This is a genomic window from Bacillus cereus group sp. MYBK195-1 (genome assembly GCF_051916605.1).
Lineage (GTDB): Bacteria > Bacillota > Bacilli > Bacillales > Bacillaceae_G > Bacillus_A > Bacillus_A cereus.
This window is the reverse complement of record NZ_JBQAGZ010000004.1, coordinates 94,633-111,623: the sequence shown is the minus strand read 5'-3', so window position 1 is coordinate 111,623 and position 16,991 is coordinate 94,633. Positions and strand designations below refer to the sequence as shown.

Sequence of the window (16,991 nt, the reverse complement as noted above, 5' to 3'; positions counted from 1 at the left end):
AAAAGAGCACCTCAATTGAGACTGCTCCTTTTGCTATCATTATTTAAATTTATCTTTATTTAATTTTTTTCTTTTCTAGAGTTTGATCTTCTAATTTTCGCTTCAATTTCAGAAGATACACTTTCTAACAACCAAGTAGGAATCCATCTATCCCAGCCAATTCGTACACAATTGGCTGTAAAGCTATTAAAAATATGATAAATCAAACCACCCGTTACCATAAAATAGAAAAATTCTGGAAGTTTAAATGCAATATCAAATAAATGTGCTAAAGAAGGTAATAAAAAGAGCACCACAGTTCTTGCAATGCCCTCGATTCCATATTGTGATGAATACGTACCATCTAATTTTGAAGCCTTACTACCAGTTATCCAATCTAATACAACTACCCATACCAAAATGATAATCCAAATTAAATTAGATTTACCATATAAAAAATTAAATATAGTTCCCAATCCCCCACTAATTACAGAAGCAACTTTAAATTGGGTGGTATTAATAACATCCAGTACATTTAATGTTTTTACAAGCTCATGCATCCTTTCCAAACTTTCACCCCCCTTTTTTACATTTCAAAGCAAAATAAAAAGCCTGCTTTGGCACGCTATTGTCTTAATTCAAATTATTTTTGCTATATGTTCGCTTTTTCCATGGTGATTCTAATGGCTCTTTTCTTGGTAGTGCTTGATTTTGAATTTGTTCTTCAGATATATACTGATTTTGCTGAAAAATCCCTTCAAACACTCTCTCTTTACCGCGAACACCACCTAATACAAATGGAGTTGGAAGAAAACTGGCCTCCGTTTTTGGTATCATTCGTTTACCGACATATTGATACCAAACATTCGAAAGTTCCTGTCCAATTGTTTTTCGTTTTATCCGCTTACTATCATATGAATGCATAACATCTAAAAGATGCTGTCCTGATGTTTTCTTATTTATTCGTTCGCCATTAAATGGATACATAGTGTCTAAAATGTGTTGCCCCAATTTATTTTGGTTGATTCGCTTACCTTCAAATGGACTCATAACATCAAGAAAATGCTTCCCTGACTTCTCTTCATATACTCGTTCACCATAATCTTTCATATTTATTTCAGGTAATGCACTTCCAAATGTTCTATTGATATTTCGATTCCCTAACAACTCTAATTGTGGACCAATAGTTAACTTTACCCCTTTATACACAACCATAGTAACATACACCTCATTCTATTCTAATAGCCAAGTATGATATACTTCCTCCACCAAAAGAAGAGTTTACTACGTATCCGGAATTACTGCTCCAATTTGCATAATTTGTGTAGAATGGAAAATATACTTCTATACCTTCTTCAGTTTCAACTTCAATCGTATCACCACTTCGGCCGTCAGTAATTACTTTGCTGTTTGGTCTAAAACATTGTAAAAATCCTAATTTAGCTCTCAATCCAACATCTGGTTCTGTTATATACAAATCCCAAAAGATAATGGGACCATTAGCTGCCCCACCATCACCAGGCGATGGATAACAGACAAAGTAATTAAAACTATTTTCATATCCATGCTTATCTAATAGTTTCCTCGGTTTATTACACGTAAAGAAACTATAGTTTAAACCTGTGTATGACGTACTAGTACTTGCGTGTATAGCACAAGAATATGAAGGTTGTAATTTTTCTTCAACATATGTCTCTTGAGGTATTCCAAAAAAATTAACTGTTGGATAATTACTATAACCTGGTTTATCCTGCTCTAAAATAATTTTATCTGGAATAGTGATAAAAATAATCCGATCTAAATCAGCATAATAATAATACTCCATTGGAAGTTTATCAGTCAGCGTTAATTCACCAGAAGCAGTTACATTTCCATTTCTATGAAAGAACGATAATCTATTCCAATTACCGTAAATACTTTTTTCTTCTTTCTTTTCATAATCCCAATCTTTGATCCATTTGAAAAGCCCGTCAACAGAATTAGAAGTTTTAATATTATATGAAGGAGTTCCTAATCTATCTGTTCCTGCATAATAATACAATGCTAGATACAAATTAGTATTGCCTAAACTTCCACTTGAGTGTAAAACTACTCGATAATCTTTATCTTTCCCTTCATCCTCAAGAATTTCCCATCCAGCTTCAGTGAATACACTCACAAAAGTATCAAATAAATCCCTTCTTAAACATGTCCCCTTTTTAAAAATTGCAGTCATTTGTTATCACCTCATTCTACTCTTATTGCTGTGGCATATGTTGGGAAAGATGTGTAGTCATTACTTGCACTACCTAAAGAAGTATATCTATATTTCTGTATTTCATTATTAGCTTTAATCTCAATGATATCACCATCAATCATACCACCAGGTTGTAAGAAGTAAATTCTGCCAAATCTCCCTCGAGTTCCTGTATCAGAGCCACCATAAAACAATTCACTTAACACAAATTTATTATCAATGTTAGGTGATAATGGCGAAATAATACTCTGAACGCTTTGCGCTTTTGTGGTTCCGTTTGAAAGTTCAAGTAAATTTTTAGGGTTGTCCACCACTCTACAACAGTACTTACCAATACTTTGTCCCGAATATCCACTATTAGCATAAATCGCGCCGGAGTACGGTTTTAGCTCATTTCTTTTACTTTCTTCAACAAACGACTGTTCAGGAAATCCAATATACATGACAGTATTACCTAAATTAGTATATCTAAATGGTACTACTACAAAAACAATTACCTCTTGATCCACATAATAATAATATTCAATATCATATAATCGTTCAATCGTCGTTGAATAACTACTATTATTTTCAGTACTATAATTTCTCCCTGGGAAAAATGAAAGAGATGCGAAACCATCATTTGTAAAAAATTCTTTTTTATCATTCTTCAGTGTTCCTAATCTAATACTTCCATTAGCATATTGGGTAGTTCTTATGTTATGTCCACTATAATTAGAATCGAGACAATTAACCTGTATAGCTAAATGTTTATCTCCATTAAATCCATCTGTATATAAATCAATTGTATTATCAGTTAAGCTAACTCCATCTCTAAGTTTCCATCCACCATTCAAAACTACTTGTACAAATGTATCAAATAATTCAAATCGTTTACATGTCCCTTTAGTAAAAATAGCCTTAGTCATTTAATTTCACCTCTAAATTAATGTCGTTACTTTTAATACCACAGTATACAGCGAAGGAACATTACTAAAATTTTCAATAAATAGGTGACAAGACTTTGTTTGATCTTTATCGTCACAAGGAATATTGATTATATCGTATGTTCTTTTTTCTTTAATACTGCTGTACTGAATTTGCCCATCTTTTTGTTTATCAAAAATTGTACACTCATAATCATTATTTGCTGTATTTTCAATAAAGATTGTCCTAAGTTCATACTTGTTTATACCTAGTTCAATAGGTATATACTTCTTTTCATTACTATTAATCTCAACCTTTACTTTTTTTTCGATAAGCTTTGGAAGAATATTTTCTGTTTGTTCTTCTTGCTTATAATATCGATTTACGACCATTGATGTTCCCATCTCTTCACCTCCAACTACTCATGTTCAAGATGTATTTGAAATTGTAATGGAGCAAGCCCAACATAATCTGTTCCCTTTGTTACTTTTAACCAAAACTTTATTGTTTTTTCTGGATTTACATAAGGAATATTGATACTATCTTGATATTGACCTGGTTTACCATTACTGTCTAACGCAAGATCCGCCCATGACCATCCAAATTTATCTTCATATTGAGCAATACTTAAATTCACATTATTCGCTCGTGCAACTGAAGGATTCACAAGTTCTAGCATAATTTCTGATTTCCCTGATATCATATCTGGCAATCGAGTTTGTGCTAATGTTGAAAGCTCCTCACCTGAAAATTTAATTTCTAAATTAGATCCGAATCCATATACATCTCCACCATAAAATGTAGTCTTAATAACACCCAATTCTTTACCTTCTACATTTGTCAAAATAACTTTACCTGTAAATTCTAGTGACGGGAGAGTAATTTGAATACCAGTGTTATACCCTGTATTTCCATTGAAAATAATTCCCCCAAATTCATCTTCCATCTGCACACTTATATTCGGTGCTATATTAGCAATGGTTAACTTTCTTCCTCTTGTAGCAATAATGGAATCAATATCAAGATTTACAAATTTTGAATTCGATCCTTTTTTTAATACAACACCAAACTTACTACAGTTCATTCTATCTGAGTCGCAAAAATTAAAACCTTCGCCATAATCAGAAAAAAACGTCCAATCTTCATTATCTTTGCACGCCATCCACTTCAATTCAGTTGTTTCTCGAGTACCATCTTCTGTTTCTAAGAACTCGATATTCTCCTCACCGTTTTTCCAAACGATAATACCGCCTTTGTCATCTTCATGGGTTGGCGTATAATCAGCAGATACTTCAAATGCGAATTCTTTCTCATTTGGAAGATCTGCAAGTAATAATGTGTCACGCGAAACATTGTGTAGCATTCTAAAATTTCCTTTTCGATCAATTAAAGAATAGCTACCGACAGGAGATGCAATCCATCTGGAATCGAACGTATCAAAATCATCCTTAAAGATTAAACCACTTCTTATTTGATATGGTTTTAATTTCTCATCAGGTAGTTTTAATAGTGTTGCACCTTCTTCTAAGTCAATAGCATCGATACTGATGTATTTCCCTGACAACTCAATAACGTGAATCATATCTTCAAGGTTTTTCTTTTCATATGCAAGTGTTTGGTATTTCATATCTTCTCCTGAAAGTTTAAGGATTTCCTTTTGGCCATCAATTTTCAATTCAATGTCTTCCGGATAAGATGGGCTTGTCATACTAATTAATCGAAACTTAGTGCCCTTGAATACAAATCTAGCTGATATGTTGCTATCGTTATTGTCTTCCTTACTCTTCCAATGATGAGTATTATTGTAGCAACTAACATCACCTTCAGTTGTTTTCCAGAAACCGTTGTATTCAATATTCTTATGAGTATCGTCAAAACGTACCCAACCAGGTTCCGGCTCAACTAACTTGTCACCTAATCTAGCAAGTAAGTATCCGTCAGCGTCAATGTCAATGGAATCTAACGACATAGCTTTACCAATCACTTTTACAGTATGCTTGCCACGGTCTAAACCGAGTTTCTCGTAACGTATGACTTGGTTACCTGAAGGACTATTGTAAATCATAGTTTCTTCTTTACCATCAATAAGTACTTTAGAAGTTGCATCGTAACCACTGTCGCCATAAGCTAGGAGTCTAAGTTTAGTACCTACGAACTCAAATTCAAAACTCGTGTCAAGTTTCTTGTCGAGATTGTAATGAGTTGTCTTGTTGTAGTGCTTATCATTACCCGTGGTTAGTTTCCAGTTACCGATATAACGAATTAATGGATCGGTATCATCAATCCGTTTCCAACCTTTTTCAGGCTCTGTAAGAACAGTACCTACACCAGGTCGTGAAACAAGACTACCAGTGTCATCAATATCAATAGCATCCATTCGGAAGTCATATTCTAAAGCACCGGGTTGAGTTGTTATAACTGTTACCGTTACATCGTGCTCAATATCTTCTAAACCGAGTTTCTCATATTTCAAGACTTGGTTTGTATCTTGTGGTGCAATAGCGTCAAAATACTCTTCCGGTAAGTCATCAATTTTTACTCTGATTCTATCTGAATAATATTGATTAGTAGCACAACCAACAATGAGTCGTAACTTAGTACCTTTAAATTTGAATACCATACTTGCATTTTTACCCTTTTTAGCACAAGTACTTTTTCCGCCATAAGCACCATTATAGGCTACGTTTTTACTCCAGTTAGCATCATATTGAATGTATGTGGAGTTGTCATCATAACGTTTCCATCCATAGTTTGGATAAGTAGAAACATCACCAATACTTACAGGTAGTCTATCAATGTTTCCAGTAGCGTCGATATCAACACCAATAAATTGAGGGTCCCAACCTTCATAAGTTCCACCGTTGACTGTTACCATGTGGTATCCTTCATCTAGGTTAAGTACTTCACACGCAACTTTAGCTGGTCCGGATACAGGGAACATATTAACAGGATACTTCACTCCGTCAATTAATACGTGACCAAGTTGTTTTTCATTTGAGCCTAAGTTAGACGAATAAATCAATCTAAATTTTGTACCGAAGAATCTAAACTGAATTTTATCGAACGAGTACTTGATAGGTGGTGTTTGATTTTGGTAATCCATGCCACCGGTATAATCGAAATACATATTCTCCTTCGTGAAGCGTTTCCAACCGTCTTCTGGTGTAGCTAAGAAATCTCCAACTGTTATAGGTGGTTTTTCAATATAACCATCTGCATCAATGTCAATTGCATCAATATTAAGTCGATAAGTGCCTTTAGTTCCACACTGAATTCTAACTCTATGCTTCCCTTTAGTTAAGCCTAACTTCTCATATGCAAGACCTTGATATACCTTAGCAGATGCTATCTCGCTATACTTTTCTGTCACGCCATCAATTGTAATTGATATGTCATCTGTACGATATGATGCAACATCGAAGCAAGTAATAATTCTAAGCTGAGTTCCATAAAAATCGAATTCAACTGCACCTTTAGAGTCATTGTCTTTTACATAATGATAAGTACCATTATACCAATCAGAAGATGAGCCTTTTTCCCAAGTACCTTGATATTTAAGTAACGAGTCGGTTCCATCAAGGCGTTTCCAACCTGCCTCTGGCTGTTTTAGTTGGTCTCCGATCTTAACTGATGGCTTACCTCCAATTGAACCAGATTCATCAATGTCAATAGCATCAAGATTTATATATTTACCTTTTATTTCAACAGTATGCAATTTATTTGATAAACCTAACTTCTCGTATATTAACGACTGGTAGATAGCAGTTAAGCCTGAGGGTCTAAAGAAATTGATAGTTTCTTCTACTCCGTCAATTAGAATTTTAGCGCCAGAGTCATACTCAGATAACCCAATTCCAATAATCCTAAGTTTTGTCCCTGTAAAGTTAAATTTTATAGAAACTGGGTTAGAATCAGGTGGGATGTTTGAACTTGCATGTTTATAATGAATGGTTTTGTTGTAGCATCTACCATCAGCACCGCTTGTTGCCCATACACCATTGTATTCAATATTACTATCTGTATCGTCAATTCGTTGCCAACCAGGTTGAGGCTCGAATAATACATCACGTAGGTTAGTAGGAGTTTCTACTAAATCACCGCTTTTTATATCAAAAGCGTCTACTTCTATTAACGTACCTGTGAGCTTCACTGTATGAACGCCGTTGGGTAAGTTTTTCTCGTATAGTATAACCTGATACCGAGTCTTGTCCTGGTCAGTTGGAGTTTTAACCTTATATTTCTCAGTCACACCGTCAATTTCAATGGTAACATCCTCCCAAGAACTTTGGGAGTAGTTTGCTGAAATGACACGAAGGCCTGTACCTTTGAAAGAGAACTCTACTGTCCCTAATGTCCTGTTCGAGTGGTCAGGAACTCTATAAGTTGCCGTTTTATTATATCCGGGTTCATACCCTCCACCCTTAGCTAATTCCCAGTAATCACCTCTGTAATGAATTAGGGGATTTGTATCATCTACACGAGTCCACCCTGGTTCGGGTTGTAATAGAATGTCTCCTACTTTAGCAGGTGGGTTTGGTTTTACTATAGACCCCGTTTTGTCAATATCGATTGCATCTAGCGTTATGTCTATACCAGATAACTCAACTAAATGCTCTTTATCCTCAAGTCCACTTGCTTCGAACATTAAGGTTTGCTGAATTCCGCCAATTGGTGATCTTCCTTCAACCTTAGTTAAGTCGTAAGATACTCCGTCGATCTTTAAAATAGCTTTTTTCTGGAAGTAACTGCTTAATGCTACAAGTCTTAACTTAGTCCCTTTAAATTTAAAGCTAGCAGACGCTTCTTCTGTACTCCCCGATGGTGCAGAATAATAATGAATAGTTTCATTGTATGCACCTTTCTGAGTAGTTATGAAATTCCATTTTCCATCATATTGAATATTTGAATCTGCGTCATCCATACGCTTCCATCCAAATTCTGGTTGGAGTAATTGGTCCCCTACTTTAACAGGTGGTTTTTCAATACTTCCGTCACTATCAATATCAATAGCATCAAAAGTTAACGGGAAAGGCGAATTAGTTCCGGATTTAATAACCACATCGTGAACACCTTCTGCCAAACCTAATTTCTCATAAACCAATGTTTGATATCCAACTTTAGTAGCTTGCTCACTGTAAAATTCCTCTTGACCATCGATTATAATCTTAATATCGTTACTTCGATACTGGGACTCGTGTATACAACCAATAATTCTAAGTTTAGTGCCTGAAAATTGGAATTGTACTTCCCCTGAAGCTCCGTCAACATAGTGGAATGTATTGTTAAACCATTCAGGAGTAGTATTACCCGACTTCCACCAATCACCTACATATTTAAAACTAGAATCGGTATCGTCAATACGCTTCCAACCCGCCTCCGGTTGTAATAATTGGTCTCCTACTTTAATAGGAGGTTTACTCATTGAACCATTGTCGTCGATGTCTATAGCGTCAAGTGAGAGTGCACCAGGGTTTTCACACTTAATAGTAACTTCGTGAACGGCATCAGTTAATCCTAATTTCTCGTAGCATAAAACACTTCCATAAGCTCTATCTACAACCCTCGACTCTGAATAGTACTGAACTTGACCATCTATACTTATTGCAACTTTGTTACTATGATTCTCATAAACAGAACACATCAATCTCAGCTTAGTACCTTTAAAATTAAATTTAATTTGAGCTGATTTATCGGTGTTCAAGTTGTTATGGCAAGTGTTATTGTAGTACTGTCTGGTAGAATCTGAATCACTTGTCCAATTGCTACCTAGATACTGAATATTTGTATCTATATTATCAATTCGTTTCCAACCAACTTCAGGAATAGTTATAACTTCCCCTACAGTTGCATCATAATCTACAAAATAGTCTGCGCCTAGTAAATCAACTGCACATAAAGTCAAGTTCATGTTTTCATTTACATCAATTACTACACTATGAATACCTTTTGAAAGACCCATTTTCTCGTAGCATAATTTTAATCCATCTTTCGGATCACCGTATTGTGCGAAAGTACCACTAGCCATTCCATCTATCGTTACTTTAGCTGATTTTGTAGCATCACTAAACCACCTAGAGATGATTCGAAATGCCGTTCCGAAAAATTTAAATCTAATCTGACCGACATTCTTAACTCCTGTACAAGTATAATCTTCGAAAGTCTTCCATACGTCTTGAGGTAATAACTCAATTTTGCGCTTCTCACTAGATAACTTAGAATCATAGTTATGCCTTGTCCAACCCGATTCCGGTGTATTAAGTACATCACCTACTTCAGCTTGTTTTACTAAGTAGCCCTTATTATCTATATCAATAGCGTCTAAATTGATTTTTTCTCCTGATATTGTAACAATGTGCTTCCCTTCTACTAAGTTGAGTTCCTCATATAAAAGAGTACATTTTGTTACCCCTGTTCGATTGAAATTTATATCGTTCGTAATACCGTCTATCGTGATAATTCCTTTATGATAATACTCTGTCATTAATCCAATAATTCGTAAGGATGTACCATAAAATGCAAACGTAGCAGAAAGAATACCTGCAGACGTATAATCAGTCCAATGAAGAGTTCCTTTGTAACTACCGTCAACAGATGTAGAAACAGTCCATGGTCCAGAATACTTAATTAAGCTATCTGAATCGTCAAATCGTTTCCAACCATCTTCAGGTTGTAATAGAACGTCACCTACTTCAACAGGCGGTTTAATCATCAAACCAGTTTCATCTATATCAATAGCATCTAAGTTTATATACAGTCCTTTTATTTCGACCTTATGAACTCCTTGAGGTAGATTCAGTTTTTCATAAACTAAACGTTGATATATAGTATCAGTTGACGAGAAGTTTATTACTTCTTCTCTGCCATCAATCAGTATTTTTGCATCAGAGTCGTAAGGATTAACTGTCAAGGCTATAATTCTTAATTTTGTACCTTCAAAGTCGAAACGTATCGATGCTGGGTTATTATCTACTTCAGGAGCTTTATAATGACATGTAGAGTTATAAAGACTTGAGTTAACAACATCGTTCTTCCAAACTCCTCTATACTTAATATTAACATCATTATCATCAATTCGTTTCCAACCATCTTCAGGTTGAAACAGAATGTCACCTACTTTAGCAGTTTTCACTAATTCTCCATCAAGAATGTCAATAGCATCCATTATAATTCCTTCAGGACCCTCAAGTTTAACTGAATGAACTTCATTTTTTAGACCTTCTTTATTGTAAAGTAGAACTTTCCAGTTATCGGAACCTAGTACTGGATTGTAAGATTCTTTGACACCGTCGATTGTTACATCTACAGGACCATAACCTAAATTAACACTTTTAGAAACAAGTCTGACACCTGTACCCTTAAACAAAAATTCTACAACTGCATTTTGAGTAGAGAATACCGCGGTACTACTATAGTATCTATCATCAGTGAATCTATTCCAAGCACCATCACCATACTTAATTAATGGATTAGCATCATCAAAACGATTCCAACCAGGATCAGGTTTATCTAATATCTCCCCTACTTTTTTGGGTGTAAATACATAACCATCAGAATCGATATCAATTGCATCAAGATTTAAGTATGTACCTAGAATCGTTACTGTATGCGGCCCTTTATTAAGATTTGTTTTCTCATATATAACAGCTTGCCTTGTTCCCTCCCATGCATCGTAATCTAATCTCTCTGTATTGCCATCAATAACGATTGTTGCATATCTATCATAACCACCATTATTAACAAGTCCAATAAGCCGAAGTTTAGTACCTACGAAAGAAAATTTAATCTGTACTGAGTTTGATGGTTGACTAGAACTTTTATAGTGGAATGTTTTCAAATAATTATCAGAGTATTTAGAGTATCCACTAAACCAATTTTCTCCTTCAAAGATAATATTCCTATCGCTATCATCAATACGCTGCCACCCTGGTTCGGGCTGAGTTAATACTCTCACCATCATATCACCTCTCCATTTTTATCTTAAAATAATTTCAATTGCTCCATCAGTAGTAATTACTATGCCCTAATTATTTGTACTAACAGCTTGATGGATCAATAAATTTAAATATTTCATGCATAACAGAAAGGAACTAATTTACTTACTAAAAGACATTTAAAATACAATTGAACTGCTTAAACTTTTACTTTTACAACAGCTCTAGCAGTTCAATTTTAAAAATTACATAATGTCATAATAATACGAATATTCGATATCATATACTTAAATAAAAGCTAGTCTAGCACTCTACTTTATTATCTCGTTTTCTTCCAATTCCAATTATTCCACCAAGATTCCCGGCTATGTTTTAACCATATTTTTGGTTCTTCTTCGATTAATATATCGCTTTCCTCAAATTCAACCGGTTCTTCTGCCTGATAGATATTTTCTAATTTAAACGTATCGTTTTCAACAAGTATACTTTCGTTGTCTAAAATGCGATTAAATTGTTCTATTTCATCTATATTCGTATGAACGAGATTTCTTCTATTCACTGGAGTTGATTGGATCTCTATACTAGATAATTCTCTTACATTTTCAAACATACCGTATGTATTTATGGATGCTTTATGAGTTGATTTTCTTTCCCATTCATATAGCTCATGTATATTTGAAGCCTCTTCAATTGACTTCCGATGCATATCCTTCAATTCAAAGATATTCATCATTATATTTCGTACTGTACGATCTAATTCTTCATTCTTCACTACATCTGTATTAAATTCTCTTACACCTTTATGCAATTGATCCGTGACTACTATATTTGCCTCTGCCTCTTTCATAAGCTTTTCCATTGGGGCAGATGTAATATTCTTTACATACCAGTTTCGATCATTTATTGCGGTTTCATATTGTTCAATACTAATCTGTAACTCTCTGTCAATAATCTTAAAATTCTCTTTATCGATCATTTTTGCAGCTAATTCTTTTACGACTTTTACATTATCTATCGTTGCAACAGTCGCATCAACTTCTTGCAAGACATTACCAAACTGATAGAATGAACTAATTTCTGCTCTTGTTTCATTTTCTTTATTCATTATTTCATACGTATCTATATTTGTTTGTAATTCTCTTTGGATTCTTGCAAACAAATCATAATCTGGTAAATAAACTGTAATCCCTAATCCTTCGAATAGATCAAACTCTTCATACAATGCTTCTATTTCTTTTTCTTTTTCTAATACAAAAGTATCACTTTCAACAAGTATACTTTCGCTGTCTACTGTTCGGCTGGATTGTTCTATCTCACCAATAGTAGTATTAAAAGTATTGTACTTATTCGTTAAAGTTGTACGGATTTCTTCACTAGCTAGTTCTCTTCCAGATTCACTTACATCATATTCATGTATTGATGCTTTATTATCTGCTTTTCTTTGCCATTCGTCTGCTTCAAAAATATTTGACTCGTACTCATTATTAATTTGTCGCATATCATCAAAATGCTTAATTTTCATTATGAGTTGTTTCGTAAGTCGTTCTAACTCTTCATCCTTAATTACATTTGTATTACGTTCTTTTATTATTCTCTCTAATTGATCAGTAACGATTATATGCGTATCTATTTCTGGCACTCGCTTTGTCATCGGATTAGATATAGTACTTTCTGCATACCAATTCCTATCATTCGTTGCAGTTTCATATTGTTCAATACTAGTTTGTAACTCTTTCTCAATATGTCCTATATCATTACTATCAATTATATTAGTTGCTACTTCTTTCACTAGATGACCAATCGAATCAACCGTATTAATTTTTGCTTCTATATTATTTTCTCTATTTGCTATTTCAGCTGTCTCAATATTCGTTAGTAATTCCCTTTGAATCCTTGCGAATAAATCATACTCCGGTAAGTAAACTGGAGTTCCTATTAAATCAAAAAGATCAAATTCTTCGTAACGAGAATCCTGTTCTTTTACCCGTCTATTAACAAGTTCATATCCTTCATCATTATGCGTTATCAATTGTTCTTGCTTTGTAAACTCTACAGGGCTAATACATTCTGTTTCAATATCGACTTTAACTCTTTCACTTGTTATTGGTTCATTACTTTCTTTACTTATGAACAATCGATGATACAATACCGAATCCGCTATTCTATCATCCTCCACTAACAACTCATGAAGGTCACGCTTTGCTAATTCATACGCATTTGTAAATGGAGTTTCTATTTCACATAGAATCCGATTCATGGAAGATATATCTGCTTGAGCAGTATGATACTGTCCATTTACTCGATTGAAATGTTCATATCCATATATTCCTATATCTTCTTGCTCACCTATAACTCGATTAGAAAGTTCATAAGAAGGTACATTCACTTCCATTTGTAATACTTTTCTATCAATAGCAGCTACATCGAAAAAGACTCCCTCTTTCTCTTGCATGCTTCTATCTGCTAGATCCGTATCACGAACATTACCATATACTGAACGTATGTCTCTTTTAGCTGAATTAACTGTTATTTGTTTCGCTTGTAGTTCTCTCTGTACACGAGCAAATAAATCATAGTCTGGCATATAAACTGGGATTCCTAAACTATTAAAAAGATCAAATTCCTCATAAAATCCAGTCAATTTTTTGATTTGTCTACTAGCAAATTCATAGTTATCTTGAATAGTCCCCAATAATTGTTTATGTATTAGGTCCATTTCCTCATGGTGTATATAGTCAGTCCATACATGTTTCGTTTTCTTATTAACTTGTTCGTCTTCAGCTAATTTTACTTCTACTTCTTTTGTGAGCACATCACTCTGTATCATTTCTGGAAGATTATAATCCATGTACAAATGATTCTGACTTGATACCATCAATGACTCTACTAAATTTACCTCATTAGAATGGTACTGTCTTTCTAATAACTCATATTCACTTATGAATTTACTTTCATATTCATGCGTTATATGATTCATGTCATTCATTTCTATGTGAGATGAATCATATTCTATTAATAGTTTTTGAGCGTTATTATATACATGGCCACCATATGTATATATGTCTTCCATTATGCGGTCCGCAAATGACACATCATATTCATTAGTTTGAAGTTCTAGCTTTTTACGTTCTAAATCTTCTATATTAATAAATCTTCCATCTATCTTCAGTGCTTTTCTATTTACAAATTCAAAATAATTTATTTCACCATTTCGCTGAATGGCATCTCTATTCGCTGTATTGTAATTTATATTACAAGCCTGTATTTCTCTTTGTTTACGAGCAAACAAATCATAATCTGGCATATAAACCGGAATCCCTGTATCAGTAAATAAATCAAATTCCTCATAAGAAGTAGTTACTTCTCTTGGCAAGTTATTATAAAGCTCAAAATCACTTATCTCTTGTACAGGTAATTCTTTTTGGCTAATCTCTACATGATCCACATTTCTAACTACAGTACTACCTATTTCTTTTTCTCTTCTTTCAGTCAATATTGTCTCATAAAATCCTTCGCCATATAAAATACGTGCAACCTGTACCCATCGCGGTATTTCATCTACATTGGTTGCAAATTCTCGTAATTTCTGTTTTACTCTCTCTTGCTCAATTGGGAGCATATTACCTGCTTTATATATCTTACGATCTGTACTAGACATTTTTGTTACATCTGCATACTTTGTATCTAATCTGCTTCCATTGTTCCCTTCCATATGTTCCATATCAAAAGTTCGGTCATGTTGCATTGCTTTCTGATAGTAATGAACATCTGCAAGAATTTCTTTAAGCGGTTTAGAATCCTGTATGCTTAACAGTTCCATGTTGATACTCCGCATTAGGTTTGCAATATCCACTTTAGCAATATTAGCAGTCACCTCAACTTGCCTTATTGCCTCTACAACAAGGTCTGTTAATATACCTTTTCCCTTTACTATTTTGGTTGCAAATACCCCAGCATCTTCTTCCTTAACAGCTTTGAATCTTGAATATGGAGGCAAACTGACTGGAAAATTATTCGCATTTTTTACAAAAGGATTTAAAACAGAAAGCGAGAGACTATATGTTTTCTTCATTGTTGATCCCAAAGGAATCGAAACAACATGACTCTTCTTTTTCGTACATAAAGAAGGGGAAGCAATAGAATAAATTTTCTCACTCACTCTCTGCATTCCCCCTTATATGATTAATGATTAAATATCTTCTTTATAAATAGCTAGACCAATCGGATTAAATGGCGTTGCTTTTGCTTGTGTCATCGGAGAGACTGCGGTAGTCGGCAACGTATAACGATATAATTGTGCAAATTCATAACTTGCTGTAATCTCTACCCCGTTAATTGGGATTTCTTTAAACGTCACTGTTTTATCATCTTCATTTAAAATAAAGTCAGTATTAGGAACTAGAGTACATGCATTGAACAACTTAAGTGTTCCTGCTTTTGGTTTATGCTCTAAATGGAAAACTTTTCTCATTCCATTTCCTTTTCCTAAAGATTCACTTGTAACTTCCTTTTCAATTTCCAATTCATCGGCCTGTTGAATATTTTTTGGGTGAACAGCATAGACATCATCTAATTTTCCAACATATCCATCATTAGGATGAACGATATAAATCTGTGACAAATGATATTTCCCACTATAGACAGATGGATTAAATCGACCTTGTCCACTATCAATATCCATATCGTGAGTAATAAATGATAAATAATGTTTTTGATACATTGCACCTGTATATGATTGAGCTAATAATACAGAATCATTTCCATTACCTGTATTTTCTCCGTAGTCTAAATTTGCATTTCCAATTTTTTTATTAGGCGCATAATTATATTGATCTCCGTTACGACAACCACCAATAATTACAGTGTTTTTACGCGGTGCATTATCAAATGTGTACATTCTTCCAATATATAATGGTACAAATAATGCTCGAACAGGACTTGGTGTTGGATCTACACGCATAAACATAACAATACGATCTTTATTTCCATTACCATACATATAAACGACAGAATCACGTTTCCAATCTTTTGTAAAACGGGCTTCTGGTGTAAAACTAATCGGTGTATAAGGCGAAGGATTTACAAAATTAACTGTAGAATATACTTCAGCCATAATACTTTCCATTTTTTGTACGTCAAATGATGTCTTCGCTACTAAAGTATCTAACGTTCCATCTGCCTTTGGTGCTAGAAAATACACTCCAGAAAATTTAATGTTCTCGGAACTTTTTGGGGCAGTTTGAAATTCAATTGCTGTATCTGAAATTGTATATTCCCCCGGATCGACCATCTGATTATTTCTATAAACCATAAAACGACTTTCATCAAAATTTGAAAATGGCAAATTAAATGATTTTTTTGAACCGGTACCGTTTCCTAAATCACTTTCAGCATCTGATAACTTTACTTCCTTCTCAATAAAATATTGGTTAAACGTAAAGAAAATCATATCATTATTTGGTTCGTATGCATCATTTGTTAATCGATACTCACAGGTGATTTTATCTCCTTTTGCAATCGCTTGATTAAAAATAACTTTCCCCGCTTTAGCATCAACTTTATATTTATTCTTTTCTAGTAAAATGCTATTTACATACACTAATAAAGAACTTTCAACTACAGGAAATGTCGGAATTTGAAATTCCTTTTTCACTCCATCTCCCATGCCTAGCTTTCCTAGTGGAGAATCCACAGGAATAAATCTACCATCTGTAAAATCAGAATCGCTCGTATCATAAGCATTTGCCACTCCAAATCTGCGCCATTCTCCATCGCTACCTAACGATTCAAATAATCGAACATCAATAAATTTATTGATACCACTTCTAATTTTAAAGTATAACTTTCGACTCCATCCTCGCTCTGTAATCATTTTCTCTAATTCAACCGGTAATGTTTGTAAATAAGCTACTTTATCAAACCACATGTTTTTCTCTCCC

At 34.1% G+C, this 16,991-nt stretch carries 8 protein-coding genes; all 8 read right to left on the bottom strand.

Annotation, left to right across the window (positions count from 1 at the left end):
• Positions 1–59: 59 nt before the first annotated feature.
• The 8 genes from ACTFRY_RS19090 to ACTFRY_RS19055 all read right to left on the bottom strand — a co-directional run bounded on the left by ACTFRY_RS19090 (position 60) and on the right by ACTFRY_RS19055 (position 16,978).
• On the bottom strand, positions 60–548 hold the full coding sequence (locus ACTFRY_RS19090) for a phage holin family protein (RefSeq protein WP_048538572.1): 489 nt from the start codon (positions 546–548) through the stop codon (positions 60–62).
• 64 nt (positions 549–612) lie between these two features.
• Entirely contained in the window at positions 613–1,194 is a 582-nt protein-coding gene (locus tag ACTFRY_RS19085) for a hypothetical protein (protein ID WP_440032366.1), read from the bottom strand.
• 13 nt (positions 1,195–1,207) lie between these two features.
• Positions 1,208–2,194 carry a hypothetical protein gene (locus ACTFRY_RS19080; RefSeq protein WP_098617258.1) on the bottom strand — a complete coding sequence of 329 codons (987 nt, stop codon included), beginning with the start codon at positions 2,192–2,194 and terminating at the stop codon, positions 1,208–1,210.
• Between the two features lie 11 nt (positions 2,195–2,205).
• Positions 2,206–3,123: a hypothetical protein gene (locus tag ACTFRY_RS19075; protein ID WP_048538571.1), complete on the bottom strand. Its 918-nt coding sequence runs from the start codon at positions 3,121–3,123 to the stop codon at positions 2,206–2,208.
• 12 nt (positions 3,124–3,135) lie between these two features.
• Positions 3,136–3,525: a hypothetical protein gene (locus ACTFRY_RS19070; RefSeq protein WP_000537306.1), complete on the bottom strand. Its 390-nt coding sequence runs from the start codon at positions 3,523–3,525 to the stop codon at positions 3,136–3,138.
• A gap of 14 nt (positions 3,526–3,539) precedes the next feature.
• Positions 3,540–11,078, bottom strand: a complete 7,539-nt coding sequence (locus ACTFRY_RS19065) for a hypothetical protein (RefSeq protein ID WP_440032365.1) — start codon at positions 11,076–11,078, stop codon at positions 3,540–3,542.
• Between the two features lie 293 nt (positions 11,079–11,371).
• Positions 11,372–15,211 carry a hypothetical protein gene (locus ACTFRY_RS19060; RefSeq protein ID WP_098617256.1) on the bottom strand — a complete coding sequence of 1,280 codons (3,840 nt, stop codon included), beginning with the start codon at positions 15,209–15,211 and terminating at the stop codon, positions 11,372–11,374.
• 30 nt (positions 15,212–15,241) lie between these two features.
• On the bottom strand, positions 15,242–16,978 hold the full coding sequence (locus tag ACTFRY_RS19055) for a hypothetical protein (RefSeq protein ID WP_098617255.1): 1,737 nt from the start codon (positions 16,976–16,978) through the stop codon (positions 15,242–15,244).
• Positions 16,979–16,991: the final 13 nt, after the last annotated feature.

What these genes read in the sequence shown, in the direction of transcription:
- ACTFRY_RS19085 (WP_440032366.1), bottom strand. Translation starts at nt 1,194, where the DNA reads ATGGTTGTGTATAAAGGGGTAAAGTTAACTATTGGTCCACAATTAGAG.
- ACTFRY_RS19080 (WP_098617258.1), bottom strand. Translation starts at nt 2,194, where the DNA reads ATGACTGCAATTTTTAAAAAGGGGACATGTTTAAGAAGGGATTTATTT.
- ACTFRY_RS19075 (WP_048538571.1), bottom strand. Translation starts at nt 3,123, where the DNA reads ATGACTAAGGCTATTTTTACTAAAGGGACATGTAAACGATTTGAATTA.
- ACTFRY_RS19070 (WP_000537306.1), bottom strand. Translation starts at nt 3,525, where the DNA reads ATGGGAACATCAATGGTCGTAAATCGATATTATAAGCAAGAAGAACAA.
- ACTFRY_RS19065 (WP_440032365.1), bottom strand. Translation starts at nt 11,078, where the DNA reads ATGATGGTGAGAGTATTAACTCAGCCCGAACCAGGGTGGCAGCGTATT.
- ACTFRY_RS19055 (WP_098617255.1), bottom strand. Translation starts at nt 16,978, where the DNA reads ATGTGGTTTGATAAAGTAGCTTATTTACAAACATTACCGGTTGAATTA.